Here is a 12901-nt window from a genome sequence, read left to right as displayed (position 1 = left end):
GGCTGGATGCGTCCAGCGCAAATGCCGATCATAGGGGATTCGATGCACGGCGCTCGGCGCGTGCTGGGAGATGCCGAGGGGCGCTTAGCCCGCCATGACCGGCTGCAGACCGGCCGGCGCATCGGCGGCCAGCGCGAGCGCGCCGCGCCGCGCGAAGAACTGCGCGACCGCGTAGGCCGCTGCGGCGGCCAGGACGCCGAACGACGACGCGGCGGCCATCGTCCCCCAGTGGTGCGCCAGCATGAGGAAGCCAAACCCTGAGGACGCCGCGAGCATCAGGACGCGTACCGGGGTCCACCGGATCGGTTGGCGGAACCGCGCGGACACCAGGACGCCCAGCACGACGGCGACGGTGTGCCCGGCGTCGGTGAAGTCACCACCCATGATCGCCGACGCCACGCCGGCCGCCACCCACCAGCCGACCCACGCCGCACGCCACCGCGACGGAATAACCGCGGTCATCGCGCCCAGCACCGCGAGGGCGCCGTAGCTCATGCCGACGTCGCTGGCGTGGGCGATGGAAATCGGCAGCCAGCCAAACTCGACCGACGCCGCGAGGGCGGCGGCCACCACCAACGTCGCGCCGATGTGGCCGACGAGGAACGCCATGAACAGACGGATGGTGCGCAAATGCAGTTCGGCCAGGGCGAGCAGGCACGTCAGGAACGGCAGCCAGAAGTAGAGCGGGCCGGCGTCGACGACCAGCGCGCTGCCCAGCAGCGTGCCCACATGGCCGTGCGCCAGGTTGTGCAGGTTGGTGCTAGCGCGCTGAACGAGCACGTCGTGCGCGTGCGGGCCGAGCGCCAGGATCGCGCAACTGATGGCGAGCAGAATCGCCACGTACCCAATGGTGAACCGGACCCGGGCCAGCCGGGAGAGGATGCCCCCAATCATCGGTGTCTATTATGCGGGCTAATTTGTTTCCGAAGTGTGATCGGAGGCTGTCAACTCCCTAAGAGTCCGCAGGCGATAGATCGCCAGGTCCGCGGGAACGCCGGCGGTTTTGGGCGCGAATACCGGTTTACGTGCACGTTTGGCGACGACGCCCATCGCGTCCAGCGCGGTTTGGGGTATCTGGTCGAGTGACGAACTCGACACCATGATTCCGCCCTTGGTGGCCCGTTCCATCACGCGGGCGGCGATGTTGACGTCGACGCCGAGCCAGTCGGCGGCCATCCGCTGCGGGCGTCCGGTGTGGATCCCGACCCGCATCCGCGGCGTGTAGCCGTCCACGTCGACGGTTCTCAGTTGCTCCTTGGCGGCGAGTACGGCCCGCACGGCGACGGTCGGATCGCCGAACACCGCCATCAGCCCGTCGCCCATCCGCTTGACGATGTGGCCTCCCGCGTCCAGCAGCGGCGGTTCGACCGCCCGCGCCACCTGCCGCAGCAGGGCCAGCGCCGCGTCGTCACCGGCGTGCAGCGACCACGTCGAAAAGCCGACCAGATCGGTGAACACCAGCGTCACTTCCGGGTTGGCCGGCCGTCGGGACACCGCCTCGGTCAGCGCCTGCCACACCTGCAGCACGCCGAGGCTGAGCTCACGCGACGCGGCGTCACGATCCCCCAGCAGCCGGTCGGCGGCGCGTGCCGCAGCCCGCGGCGCGCCCTCACCCGCGGTGGACAGCGGGTCGCCGAACTCGTGGTCGCCGGGCAACAGCCGTCGCGCTCGCCGGACGAACGCCACCACGCCGGGGCTGTGGTTGGTCGTGCGCAACCACTGCGCCGGAGAGCGAAGTTTCGAGTCGGGGGGCGCCGCCGTGGTCACCGATTCAGAGTCCGTTTCCAGGGGCTCACCCGGGACCGGATCGCCAGGTGCGCGCTCCACTTGGCCAGGGTAAGTAGTTCCGGCTGACGCAGGCAATGACACTCGCTGGCGTTGTGTCACATCTCGCATCGAAGCCCCTGCTTGACACTGGATTACCGGCCGGCCACGCCGGCATCGAAAGTCGGTAACACCCGGCCGCGCCGCGGGCCGAAATCATAGACAACGCGCGTTGTCAAAGTTATCGTGAGCGCAGGTAGTACTAGGAGGCCGTGATGACTGCCGCGTCGACTGCATCCGCTGATCCGCTCGGACCAGATTCCCTTACCTGGAAGTACTTTGGCGATTTGCGCACCGGGATGATGGGCATCTGGATCGGGGCGATTCAGAACATGTATCCGGAACTCGGCGCGGGGGTCGAGGAGCATTCGATCCTGCTGCGCGAGCCGCTGCAGCGCGTGACCCGGTCGGTGTACCCCATCATGGGCGTCGTCTACGACGGCGAGCGGGCCGCGCAGACCGGTGAGCAGATCAAGCGCTACCACGACACCATCAAGGGGACCGACACCGCGGGGCGCCGCTACCACGCCCTGAACCCCGAGACCTTCTACTGGGCGCACGCCACGTTCTTCATGCTCGTCATCAAGGTGGCCGAGTATTTCTGCGGGGGCTTGACCGAGGCGGAGAAACGGCAGCTGTTCGACGAGCATGTGCGGTGGTACCGGATGTACGGGATGAGCATGCGGCCGGTGCCGAAATCCTGGGAGGAATTCCAGGAGTACTGGGACCGGGTGTGCCGCGAGGAGCTGGAAATCAACCAGGCGACGCTGGACATCTTCCAGATTCGGATCCCCAAGCCCAAGTTCATCCTGATGCCGACGCCGATCTGGGACCAACTTTTCAGGCCGTTGGTGGCCGGTCAGCGCTGGATCGCGGCGGGTCTGTTCGAGCCCGCGGTGCGCGAGAAGGCGGGAATGCGCTGGACGCCGGGCGACGAGGTGTTGTTGCGCGTCTTCGGCAAGATGGTCGAGCTGGCCTTCCTGGCCGTCCCCGACGAGATCCGCCTGCACCCGCGCGCGCTGGCCGCATACCGGCGCGCCCAGGGGCGGATTCCGGGCGACGCTCCGTTGGTCGAGGCACCGAAATTCGTGGCGCCGCCGCGTGATCGCCGCGGGCTGCCGATGCACTACTTTCCGCCGCGCAAGTCGCTGATGGAGCGCGCCGGGTCGCTGGTGCACACCACGCTGTCGCTGGCCGGCATGCGCCCGGCTAGGGGCCGCGGAAAGGCAGCGTAGGGGCGACACCGCCCGGAGCCTCCCACATCGCCGAACGTGAACTGAGGGCGAGATTTTGGCCGATTTCTCGCCGTGGGTCCACGCTCGGCGTGCGGGCTGGACCTACGCCAGGGCCCGCGCGCTCTGGTAGAGACAGATCGCCGCGGCCGCGGCCACATTCAGGCTCTCCGCGCCACCGGACATCGGGATGCGCACGCGGCGATCCGCCCGGCCGGCGATTTCGGTTGGCAAGCCGTGTGATTCGGGCCCGAACAGCCAGGCCGTCGGACTGCTGAGCAGTTCCCCGGCCTCGTCGAGGCGGGTCTCGCCGTCGACCGTGGCGGCCAGCAGCTGCAGCCCCGCCGCGCGCAGCGCGGTGAGGACGGCATGGACGTCGGGCTCGGCGACGACCGGAATCGAGAAAATGCTGCCGGCGGACGCGCGCAAGCACTTGCCGTTGTAGGGGTCGACGCTGTGCCCGCCCAGGATCACGGCCGCGACGCCCATGGCGTCGGCGATGCGGATGACCGTGCCCGCATTGCCCGGCTCGCCGATCTCGACGGCGACGGCGACCAGCCGGGGCGCGTCGGCCAGCACGTCCTCGAGCCCGATGGCCGGGACGTCGCACACCGCCACCACCCCCGCGGGAGTAACGGTGTCGGACAAGGCTTTTGCGGCACGTTCGGTCACCAGGTGGACGGGCGCCTGTTGCTTGGCGAGCAGCGCCTCATGGCGCCGCGCCGCCGACTCGGTGACAAAGACGTCCCGGACCAGGCCGCGCGCCGACGCGGCCTCGACCAGGTTGGGGCCCTCGGCGAGGAACCGTCCCGAGCGCCGGCGCGTGACGTGCCGATGCAGTTTGACCGCCGCCGCCACCCTGGCCGAGCGTTCGGTCAACACCGAAGTTAGGCAGCCTCTCCCGAGGGGGCGTTGACGTCCTCGGGCAATGCCGCCCGGGCGACGTCGACGAGCGCGGTGAACGCCGCCGGGTCGGCGATCGCGATATCGGCGAGGTTCTTGCGGTCCACTTCGACACCCGCGGCCTTGAGACCCTGGATCAGCCGGTTGTAGGTGATGTCGTTGGCGCGCGCGGCGGCGTTGATCCGCGAGATCCACAATTTGCGGAATTCGCCCTTGCGCGCGCGACGGTCGCGGTAGGCGTAGTTCAGCGAATGCAGCTGCTGCTCTTTGGCCTTGCGGTAGAGCCGGGATCGCTGGCCGCGATAGCCCTTCGAGGCCTTCAGAACGCTGCGCCTCTTCTTGTGGGCATTGACCGCCCGCTTCACGCGTGCCATGGATATTCCTACTCTCGTTCAGACGTAAATGGTCAGGGTCAGCCGTTCAACAAGGCGTTGATGCGCTTAGTGTCGTTGGCTGAAACCGTGGTGCGGCCGTCCAGCCGCCGGGTCCGCTTGGTGGGCTTGTGCTCGAGCAGATGCCGGCGATTGGCTTTCTGCCGGACGATCTTTCCGGTCCCGGTGCGCCGGAACCGCTTCGAAGCCCCGCTGTGGGTCTTGGCCTTGGGCATATTTCCTCTGGTCTTAGTTGGTTCTAGTTCTGCTGTTCTGCGGTATTCGGATCGGCCGCTGGCGCGGCCTCATGTCCTTCGGGGTGACGCGCCCTGGCGCGAGTCTTCGCGCCGCGGTGCGGTGCCAGCACCATCGTCATGTTGCGGCCGTCCTGCTTGGCCGACGTCTCGACGAAGCCGTAGTCGGCGACGTCCGCGCCCAGCCGCTGCAGCAATCGGTAGCCCAGCTCGGGCCGCGACTGCTCGCGTCCGCGGAACATGATGGTGACCTTTACCTTCGATCCCGCTTCCAGGAAGCGGACTACGTGGCCCTTTTTGGTCTCGTAGTCGTGATCGTCGATCTTGGGTCGAAGCTTTTGTTCTTTGACGACGGTCTGCTGCTGGTTCCGGCGGGATTCGCGCGCCTTCTGCGCCGCCTCGTACTTGTACTTGCCGTAGTCCATGATCTTGCAGACCGGAGGTCTGGCGTTCGGGGCGACTTCGACAAGGTCGAGATCGGCGTCTGCGGCGACGCGCAGTGCGTCTTCGATACGCACGATGCCTACCTGCTCCCCCCCTGGGCCAATCAATCGGACTTCAGGTACGCGAATGCGCTCGTTGACGCGGGTCTCAGTGCTGATGGGGCCTCCCTTGTTGGGCTTCTGGTCTTCCAATCACGACCAGTGCCTGGGCCCGTCCGAAGTCAGCGGTGGAAACACCACACCACCAGCAAAAAGGCCCTGCACAAGCAGGGCCCAATGCCGACCGATCGCGGCTTGAACCTTGGGTCAAGCCGCCCGCGCCACGCGCGGAGCAGGCATTATGCAATGCCCGTGACCGGACCGTGTCGCCGTGACCGAGACGCAAAGCTTCTCGTGGCTAGCGGTGGGAGTGGGACTCCACTTAACTGTCCTGGCTTTCGCCGGGATGGTCGCGACGGACAGTCTAGCAGCCAAGCGCCGCCTGCCAGCACTCGCGAGTCCGGCAACGCGGCCGACAAACTCTTTCGCATCCTCTTTCGCATCGCGCGGCATTTCACGGGTTAAGGGCATATCCTCGCGGTCTGTGACACTCGCTTCTGCTGGCTCGGGGCCTCGGTCGGGCAGCCGGTCGCGCTCCCGGTATCACTGGGTACCGGCGGCGGCTGGCTGGACCGTTGGCGTCATCGCCACCCTGTCATTGGTGGGCAGCGTGTCGCCACTGTTCCGCTGGCTGATCAAGGTCCCGCGCGAATTCATCAACGACTACCTGTTCAACTTCCCGGACACCAGCCTCGCGTGGTCGTTCGTGCTGGCGTTGCTGGCGGCGGCCCTGACCGCGCGCAAACGCATCGCCTGGCTGCTGCTGCTCGGCCAGATGATCCTCGCCGCGTTCTGGAATGCCGCCGACATCGCCGCGGGCGACAACACCGCCGCCGAAACCTTCGGCGAGAACCTCGGGTTCGCCGTGCACGTCGTCGCGGTCGTCCTGCTGGTTTTGGGCTATCGGGAGTTCTGGGCCAAGGTCCGCAAGGCCGCGCTGTTCAAGGCGGCCGCGGTATTGGTCGTAGGCGACGTCATCGGCATCCTGCTGTCCTGGGGTCTCGTCGAGCTGTTCCCCGGATCGCTTGCGCGGCAAGACCGCCTGCCCTACGTGGCCAACCGGGTGGTCGGCTTCGCGCTCGCGGACCCCACCCTGTTCACCGGCAGGCCGCACGTGCTGATGAACGCGATCTTCGGGTTGTTCGGCGCGCTCGCGTTGATCGCCGCGACGATCGTGCTATTCCAGTCCCAGCGCGCCGACAACGCGCTGACCGGTGAGGACGAGTCGGCCATCCGCGGCCTGCTGGAGCTGTGGGGCAAGAACGACTCCCTGGGTTACTTCGCGACCCGTCGGGACAAGTCGGTGGTGTTCGCGCACAGCGGCCGCGCTGCCATCACCTATCGCGTCGAAATCGGCGTCTGCCTTGCCAGCGGCGACCCGGTGGGGGATCCGCGCGCCTGGCGGCAGGCCGTGGATGCGTGGCTGGGTCTGTGCCAGACCTACGGCTGGGCTCCCGGCGTCATGGGCGCCAGTTCGCAAGGCGCGCAGGTGTATCGGGAGGCCGGCCTCAACGCGCTCGAGCTCGGCGACGAGGCGATTCTGCGGACCGCCGAATTCAAACTGTCCGGCCCGGAGATGCGCGGCGTCCGGCAGGCCGTGACGCGCGCACGCAGGGCCGGGCTGACGCTGCGCATCCGGCGGCATCGCGACATCTCCCCCGAGGAGATGGCCGAGACCATCTCGCGCGCGGACTCCTGGCGCGACACCCAAACCGAGCGAGGCTTTTCCATGGCGCTGGGCCGGCTGGGTGATCCGGCCGACGGGGACTGCCTTCTGGTCGAGGCTCTCGACCCCCATGGCCACGTGGTCGCCATGCTGTCGCTGGTCCCCTGGGGAACCACGGGCGCCTCCCTCGATTTGATGCGCCGTTCCCCGCAGTCCCCCAACGGCACCATCGAGCTGATGGTCAGCGATCTGGCCCTCAACGCTGAAACCCTTGGTATCTCCCGCATTTCGCTGAACTTTGCGATGTTCCGGTCGGCGTTCGAGCAAGGTGCCCAACTCGGTGCCGGTCCGATTGCCCGGTTGTGGCGCGGGCTGTTGATCTTCTTCTCGCGCTGGTGGCAACTGGAGACCCTGTACCGCTCGAACATGAAGTACCAACCCGAATGGGTGCCCCGCTATGCCTGTTACGAAGACGCCCGGTTGATCCCACGGGTGGGCGTCGCGTCGGTGATCGCCGAGGGTTTCCTGGTGCTGCCGTTCCGGCGGCGCGACAAGCTGCACACCGGACACCACCCCGCGGTACCCGCCCGGCTGGCGGAATCGGGGCTCCTGCACCACGACGGGTCGGCTCCGGATGTCAGCGGGCTCAGGAGCGACGAGGGCATCGACGAAGACGAGGACGAGTTCAGGTCCCGCCTGCCCGAGCAGGTGCGGGTGCGCCTGACCAAGCTGAAGACGCTGCGCCGCACCGGCATTGACGCCTACCCTGTCGGCTCCCCACCAACTCACACCGTCGCGCAGGCGCTGGACGCCAACGACCAGGACGCCGTCTCGGTGTCCGGCCGGATATTGCGGATCCGCGATTTCGGCGGTGTCCTGTTCGCCCAGTTGCGTGACTGGTCGGGCGAAATGCAAGTGCTGCTGGACAATTCACGTCTGGAGTGCGGCCGCACCGCGGATTTCCACGCGGCCATCGATCTGGGCGACCTGGTCGAGATGGCCGGCCACATGGGGTTCTCGAAGAACGGGACGCGCTCGCTGATCGTGCGCGACTGGCGGATGATCGGTAAGTGCCTGCGGCCGTTGCCGAACAAATGGAAGGGGCTGACCGACCCCGAGGCGCGGGTGCGGACCCGCTACGTCGACCTGGCCGTCAATACCGAATCGCGTGGCCTGATCACCGCCCGGAGCAGCGTGCTGCGTTCGGTCCGGGAGACGCTGTTCGCCAAGGGGTTCATCGAAGTCGAAACCCCAATCCTGCAGCAGATCCACGGCGGAGCCACGGCCCGGCCGTTCGTCACGCACATCAACACCTACGACATGGACCTGTTCTTGCGCATCGCGCCGGAGCTCTACCTGAAGCGGTTGTGCGTCGGCGGCGTGGAGCGAGTGTTCGAACTGGGCCGGGCCTTCCGCAATGAGGGGGTGGACTTCAGCCACAACCCCGAGTTCACCCTGCTGGAGGCCTACCAGGCGCACGCCGACTACCTGACGTGGATCGACGGATGCCGCGAACTCATCCAGAACGCGGCCCAGGCCGCCAACGGCGAGCAGACCGTGTTGCGGCCCCGCACGGACCCCGGGCCCGACGCGGCCGACGTTGAGCCCGTCGACATTTCGGGCGTGTGGCCGGTGAAAACCGTCCACGACGCGGTGTCCGAAGCCCTGGGCGAACGCGTCGACCCCGACACCTCGCTGAGCGCGCTGCGCAAGCTGGCCGATGCCGCGCACATTCCCTACCGGGCGCAGTGGGACGCCGGCGCGGTGGTGCTGGAGCTCTACGAGCACCTCGTCGAGGACCGGACCGAGCGACCGACGTTCTACATCGACTTTCCGACGTCCGTGTCGCCGCTGACCCGCCCGCACCGCAGTCGGCGCGGCGTCGCCGAGCGGTGGGACCTGGTGGCGTGGGGTGTCGAGCTGGGCACCGCCTACAGCGAGCTCACCGATCCGGTGGAACAGCGGCGCCGCCTGCACGAGCAGTCACTGTTGGCCGCCGGCGGCGACCCCGAGGCGATGGAGCTCGACGAGGACTTCCTGCAAGCGATGGAATACGCGATGCCGCCGACCGGCGGGCTCGGGATGGGGATCGATCGCCTCGTGATGCTCATAACCGGCCGCAGTATTCGCGAGACCCTGCCATTTCCGCTGGCCAAGCCCCACTAGTGGGGCCGCCGACACCCGGCGTGCGCACGGCGAACATTCGGTGAATATGTTCCGGGGAGGTTAACGATCCCTCACAATGGATCCGTGACCGCGTCGACGCCCCATGCCATGGCGCAGTTGCTCGCAACCAGCCACACCTCGCTGATGCATGGCTGGCTTCCCCTGACGATCCAGCTGACCGCGGGAGTCGTGCTGGCGTTGGCCATCGGCTGGCGCTCGCGGCGCTGGCGAACGGTGTGGCTGCCGGCGGTCGGCTTGGCCGGCGGCGTCACGGCCTACGCGACGCACTGGTACATCGTCGACCGGGGCCTCTCCGACGAACCCGCGCCCGCGGCGCTGTGGCTCTGGATCGCGTTGACGGGCACGGCCGCAGCGGTGCTGATCCTGGGCTGGCGCACTGCGCACTACTGGCGGCGCGGCGCAGCATTTGTGGCCGTGCCCCTGTGCCTGCTCAGCGCGGCGCTGGTGCTCAACCTGTGGGTCGGCTACTTCCCCACCGTGCAGTCCGCGTGGAGCCAGCTCACCTCCGGCCCGCTGCCCGATCAAACCGACAAGGCCACGGTCGCGGCGATGGCGAGCAAGGGAAACCGGCCCGCGCACGGGAGCGTGGTCCCGGTCGTGATCCCGTCCGACGCCTCACATTTCAAGCACCGCGGGGAACTCGTCTATCTGCCGCCCGAGTGGTTCACCAGTAACCCCCCGCCGCAGCTGCCGACCGTCATGATGATCGGAGGGCAGTTCAACACGCCCGCGGACTGGACGCGCGCCGGCAACGCGATCAAGACGATCGACGACTTCGCGGCCACCCATCACGGCAAGGCCCCGGTGCTGGTGTTCGTGGACTCCGGAGGCGCCTTCAACAACGACACCGAATGCGTCAACGGGGTTCGTGGTAATGCGGCCGATCATCTGACCAAAGACGTTGTGCCGTACATGGTCTCGAACTTCGGCGTCAGCCCCGCGCGGTCCAACTGGGGCATCGTGGGCTGGTCCATGGGCGGAACCTGCGCCGTGGATCTGACCGTCATGCACCCCGAGATGTTCAGCGCCTTCGTCGATGTCGCGGGTGACTTCTTCCCGAATGCGGGGACCAAGGCGCAGACCATCGCCCGGCTGTTCGGCGGAAACGCGACCGCATGGGCGGCGTTCGACCCGACCACCGTGATCACCCGGCACGGCCACTACACGGACGTGGCCGGATGGTTCGCGGTCTCCTCGGACGCTCCGCCGGCGCCGCGGCGCAACTTCGCGATGGCGGATGCCGGCTCGATACGTCTGGCCGGCCGCGATGCCGCCGCCAACCCGAGCAACCAGACGGCGGCCGCGTATTCGCTGTGCGCGCTCGGCCGTGACCACGGCATCGACTGTGCCGTCCTGCCCCAGCCGGGCAAGCACGACTGGCCGTTCGCGGACCGGGTCTTCGCGTCCGCACTGCCGTGGTTGGCCGGCCAGCTGGGCACCCCCGACGTCCCGCGGATTGCGTTGCCCGGCACCACCCCGCCCTCCGTCCATACCGGCCCGGTGGTCCCCGTCGAGCGTCCCGCCACCGCAATGAAGTAGCGGCCGGTGTCTGCGGTCGAGCGCGCACGTCGCGCACTCTTTGCGCGGCACTGCAATCCGTGGAGTGCGTGGACGCGCTGGGCGACGACACCGTTGACGCTGGTGCCGGCGTGGACGCGGCGCTGGAGCCACGCCGTGGTGCTGGCTGTGTGGCTGGCGGTCAATCCGTTCGTCTTCGGCAAGCCCGCGCACCAGCACGCCTGGTCGACGAGGGCGATGCTGGGCGAGGAGCTGTGGATCAGCCGTCGGCCCCGCGACGCGGCGATGGTCGTCAGCGCGCTCTCCTCCGCGGCCGCGCTCGGCGCCCTGATCTCGGCTCGCCGGCGCCGGCTGGTCCCGGCCGCCCTCGCGACCGCCGTGCAGATGGCGCTGACGCTGGTGTACTGGGAGCAGATGGTGCGCTATTTCGATCGCCAGCACGCGGCCGAAGTAACCTCTGAGGCATGCCCGACGAACCAGTGACTCCCGCGGAGCCCGACCCCGGGTACGACGATGCGGGCGTGCCGACCTTCGAATACGTCCGCGAGAAGATCGAGACGCGCTACGGCACCTCGCAGGGCGCCGCGGAACTGGCCGCGGAAACTCCAGAGGGCCGCGACGTCGAGGAGCAATACGACGAGCGTCAGCGCGCCGCGGCCGAGCGGCTGGCGCAGATCCGCGAGTCGATGCACCCCGATGAGTGACGCCGTGCCGGCCTCGCGGGTGGGCACGCAGTTCGGGCCCTACCGCCTCATGCGATTGCTGGGCCGCGGCGGAATGGGCGAAGTCTACGAAGCCCACGACACCGCGAAAGACCGCACCGTCGCGCTCAAACTCATGTCCCAGGAATTCAACTCGGACAACGTATTTCGACGGCGCATGCAGCGCGAGGCCCATACCGCCGGACGCCTCCAAGAACCCCACATCGTGCCCATCCACGACTACGGCGAAATCGACGGTCAGCTGTTCATCGACATGCGCTTCATCGAAGGCACGGACCTCGGTGGTGTGCTTCGCCGCGAAGGGGCGCTATCGCCGCCCCGCGCGGTAGCGATCGTCAGCCAGGTCGCGGCGGCGCTGGATGCCGCACACCGCGCCGGGGTTGTCCACCGCGACATCAAACCCGAAAACATCCTCATCACCGGCGACGACTTCGCCTATCTGGTCGACTTCGGCATCGCGGCCGCGGCCACCGACCAGCATCACCTCACCCAAACCGGAACCGCGGTGGGCAGCTGGAGCTACATGGCACCCGAGCGCTTCGGCGACGACGACGTCACCTACCGATCCGACATCTACGCGCTGGCCTGCGTGCTGTTCGAATGCCTCACGGGCACACGGCCGTATCGAACCCAGAACCTCACCACCCTGATGGGTGCGCATCTCATGCAACCCATCCCCCGGCCCAGCCAGCAACGGCAGGGCATCCCGGCCGCCTTCGACGACGTGATCGCCCGGGGAATGGCCAAACATCCCATGCACCGCTATTCCAGCGCCGGGGATCTGGCGCGCGCCGCCCAGCAAGCGCTCAGCGTTCCGGACCGCGAGCGTGCCGTCACCATGCTCGCGCACACCCAGCAGTTCGCCCCGGCGCCCAGCGGACCGATCCCATGGGCACCGCCACCACTGCCGCACCCCGCACCGGTGCGGCGCAGACCCTGGCTGATCCTGGCCGCTGTGCTAACCGTCGTCGCCGCCGTTGCCGCCACCGGAATTTGGCTGGGACTGGCCAACACCGACGGCGGGCAGGCCGGCAGCCCAGTCACGACCACCAGCAGTCCGGTCACCGCGACCACGGTGACCGCATCAACCTCCGCGGTCCCGACGGTCGCTGCCGCGCAACTGGATTCGATCCTGCTCAGCCCCGACCAAATCAACGGTGTCGTCGGCACCACGGGCATCGTCGTCAGCCGCACGACGAGGGATATGAAGGACCCAGGCCCCGAGGACACCCTGTCGGACGAACAGTGTCGCGGGCCGCTCATCGGTTACCAGACCCGGGTTTATAAGAGCAGTGGATACACCGCGATGGTGGCCCAGTTGATGGAGAAGCCGAACAGCAACCCCGGCTATGCGGTGGTCCAAGGCGCCGTGATATTCGCCTCCACGGACCAGGCAAACGGTTTTGTGACGGGTCAGGTGGACCAGTGGCGAAACTGCGCCGGGAAATCCGTGACTCAAGTCAACAACGGCCATACGTCCGAGTGGACATTCCGCCAACTCAGCGGAAATCCGCCCAATATCGCCCTGCAGCACAGTTTGGCCGGCAGCCCCGTGGTGTGCCAGCACGTCCTCGACGCCGTGTCCAACGTTGTCCTCGACATCAACGTCTGCGCACCCGGAACCATCAATCAGGCCAGGCTGATCGCCAACGAAATGGCGGCCAAGATACCGAAATAGCGGC

12 protein-coding genes are annotated in these 12901 nt (G+C 67.7%); 6 read left to right on the top strand and 6 right to left on the bottom strand.

Annotated features, from left to right (window positions below):
• Window positions 1-84: 84 nt before the first annotated feature.
• The gene (locus tag A5744_RS04735) at window positions 85-894 is read right to left on the bottom strand and encodes a rhomboid-like protein (protein WP_076058858.1); all 810 of its coding nucleotides are present in this window, start codon (window positions 892-894) and stop codon (window positions 85-87) included.
• 18 nt (window positions 895-912) lie between these two features.
• Window positions 913-1827, bottom strand: a complete 915-nt coding sequence (locus A5744_RS04730) for an adenylate/guanylate cyclase domain-containing protein (RefSeq protein WP_083679200.1) — start codon at window positions 1825-1827, stop codon at window positions 913-915.
• Between the two features lie 212 nt (window positions 1828-2039).
• Between A5744_RS04730 and A5744_RS04725 the strand changes: the two genes are divergently transcribed.
• Window positions 2040-3059 carry an oxygenase MpaB family protein gene (locus tag A5744_RS04725; protein WP_076058856.1) on the top strand — a complete coding sequence of 340 codons (1020 nt, stop codon included), beginning with the start codon at window positions 2040-2042 and terminating at the stop codon, window positions 3057-3059.
• A gap of 102 nt (window positions 3060-3161) precedes the next feature.
• On the opposite strand, the gene A5744_RS04720 is transcribed toward A5744_RS04725, so the two are convergent.
• The 4 genes from A5744_RS04720 to infC are packed head-to-tail and all read right to left on the bottom strand — an operon-like array spanning window position 3162 to window position 5186.
• The gene (locus A5744_RS04720; protein WP_076058854.1) at window positions 3162-3938 is read right to left on the bottom strand and encodes an RNA methyltransferase; all 777 of its coding nucleotides are present in this window, start codon (window positions 3936-3938) and stop codon (window positions 3162-3164) included.
• Window positions 3939-3943: 5 nt separating this feature from the next.
• Window positions 3944-4333, bottom strand: coding sequence for a 50S ribosomal protein L20 (gene rplT, locus A5744_RS04715; RefSeq protein ID WP_076058852.1), 390 nt, complete (start codon window positions 4331-4333; stop codon window positions 3944-3946).
• Window positions 4334-4371: 38 nt separating this feature from the next.
• Window positions 4372-4566, bottom strand: a complete 195-nt coding sequence (gene rpmI / locus A5744_RS04710; RefSeq protein WP_076058850.1) for a 50S ribosomal protein L35 — start codon at window positions 4564-4566, stop codon at window positions 4372-4374.
• A 23-nt stretch (window positions 4567-4589) separates the two neighbouring features.
• Window positions 4590-5186 (bottom strand): translation initiation factor IF-3, encoded by a 597-nt coding sequence (gene infC, locus A5744_RS04705; RefSeq protein WP_076058878.1) that lies wholly within the window; start codon window positions 5184-5186, stop codon window positions 4590-4592.
• Window positions 5187-5610: 424 nt separating this feature from the next.
• Here infC and lysX point away from each other — a divergent pair, with 424 nt between their 5' ends.
• From lysX to A5744_RS04680, 5 genes are all read left to right on the top strand, one after another.
• On the top strand, window positions 5611-8958 hold the full coding sequence (lysX, locus tag A5744_RS04700) for a bifunctional lysylphosphatidylglycerol synthetase/lysine--tRNA ligase LysX (RefSeq protein ID WP_083679199.1): 3348 nt from the start codon (window positions 5611-5613) through the stop codon (window positions 8956-8958).
• A gap of 108 nt (window positions 8959-9066) precedes the next feature.
• Window positions 9067-10518: an alpha/beta hydrolase-fold protein gene (locus A5744_RS04695; protein WP_205866286.1), complete on the top strand. Its 1452-nt coding sequence runs from the start codon at window positions 9067-9069 to the stop codon at window positions 10516-10518.
• Between the two features lie 6 nt (window positions 10519-10524).
• Window positions 10525-10980 (top strand): DUF6653 family protein, encoded by a 456-nt coding sequence (locus tag A5744_RS04690; protein ID WP_076058849.1) that lies wholly within the window; start codon window positions 10525-10527, stop codon window positions 10978-10980.
• Window positions 10962-11201: a hypothetical protein gene (locus A5744_RS04685; protein WP_076058847.1), complete on the top strand. Its 240-nt coding sequence runs from the start codon at window positions 10962-10964 to the stop codon at window positions 11199-11201. The genes A5744_RS04690 and A5744_RS04685 overlap by 19 nt, the downstream gene beginning before the upstream one ends.
• Entirely contained in the window at window positions 11194-12897 is a 1704-nt protein-coding gene (locus A5744_RS04680) for a serine/threonine-protein kinase PknH/PknJ (RefSeq protein ID WP_076058845.1), read from the top strand. The genes A5744_RS04685 and A5744_RS04680 overlap by 8 nt, the downstream gene beginning before the upstream one ends.
• The last annotated feature ends 4 nt before the right edge of the window (window positions 12898-12901 follow it).

The sequence above is a fragment of the Mycobacterium sp. IS-1264 genome (assembly GCF_001954195.1).
In the GTDB taxonomy this organism is placed as follows: domain Bacteria; phylum Actinomycetota; class Actinomycetes; order Mycobacteriales; family Mycobacteriaceae; genus Mycobacterium.
Note: the sequence above shows the minus strand (reverse complement) of the source record. Positions and strands in the feature narration are given on the sequence as shown.

What these genes read in the sequence shown, in the direction of transcription:
- A5744_RS04735 (WP_076058858.1), bottom strand. Translation starts at nt 894, where the DNA reads ATGATTGGGGGCATCCTCTCCCGGCTGGCCCGGGTCCGGTTCACCATT.
- A5744_RS04725 (WP_076058856.1), top strand. Translation starts at nt 2,040, where the DNA reads ATGACTGCCGCGTCGACTGCATCCGCTGATCCGCTCGGACCAGATTCC.
- rplT (WP_076058852.1), bottom strand. Translation starts at nt 4,333, where the DNA reads ATGGCACGCGTGAAGCGGGCGGTCAATGCCCACAAGAAGAGGCGCAGC.
- rpmI (WP_076058850.1), bottom strand. Translation starts at nt 4,566, where the DNA reads ATGCCCAAGGCCAAGACCCACAGCGGGGCTTCGAAGCGGTTCCGGCGC.
- A5744_RS04695 (WP_205866286.1), top strand. Translation starts at nt 9,067, where the DNA reads ATGGCGCAGTTGCTCGCAACCAGCCACACCTCGCTGATGCATGGCTGG.
- A5744_RS04685 (WP_076058847.1), top strand. Translation starts at nt 10,962, where the DNA reads ATGCCCGACGAACCAGTGACTCCCGCGGAGCCCGACCCCGGGTACGAC.
- A5744_RS04680 (WP_076058845.1), top strand. Translation starts at nt 11,194, where the DNA reads ATGAGTGACGCCGTGCCGGCCTCGCGGGTGGGCACGCAGTTCGGGCCC.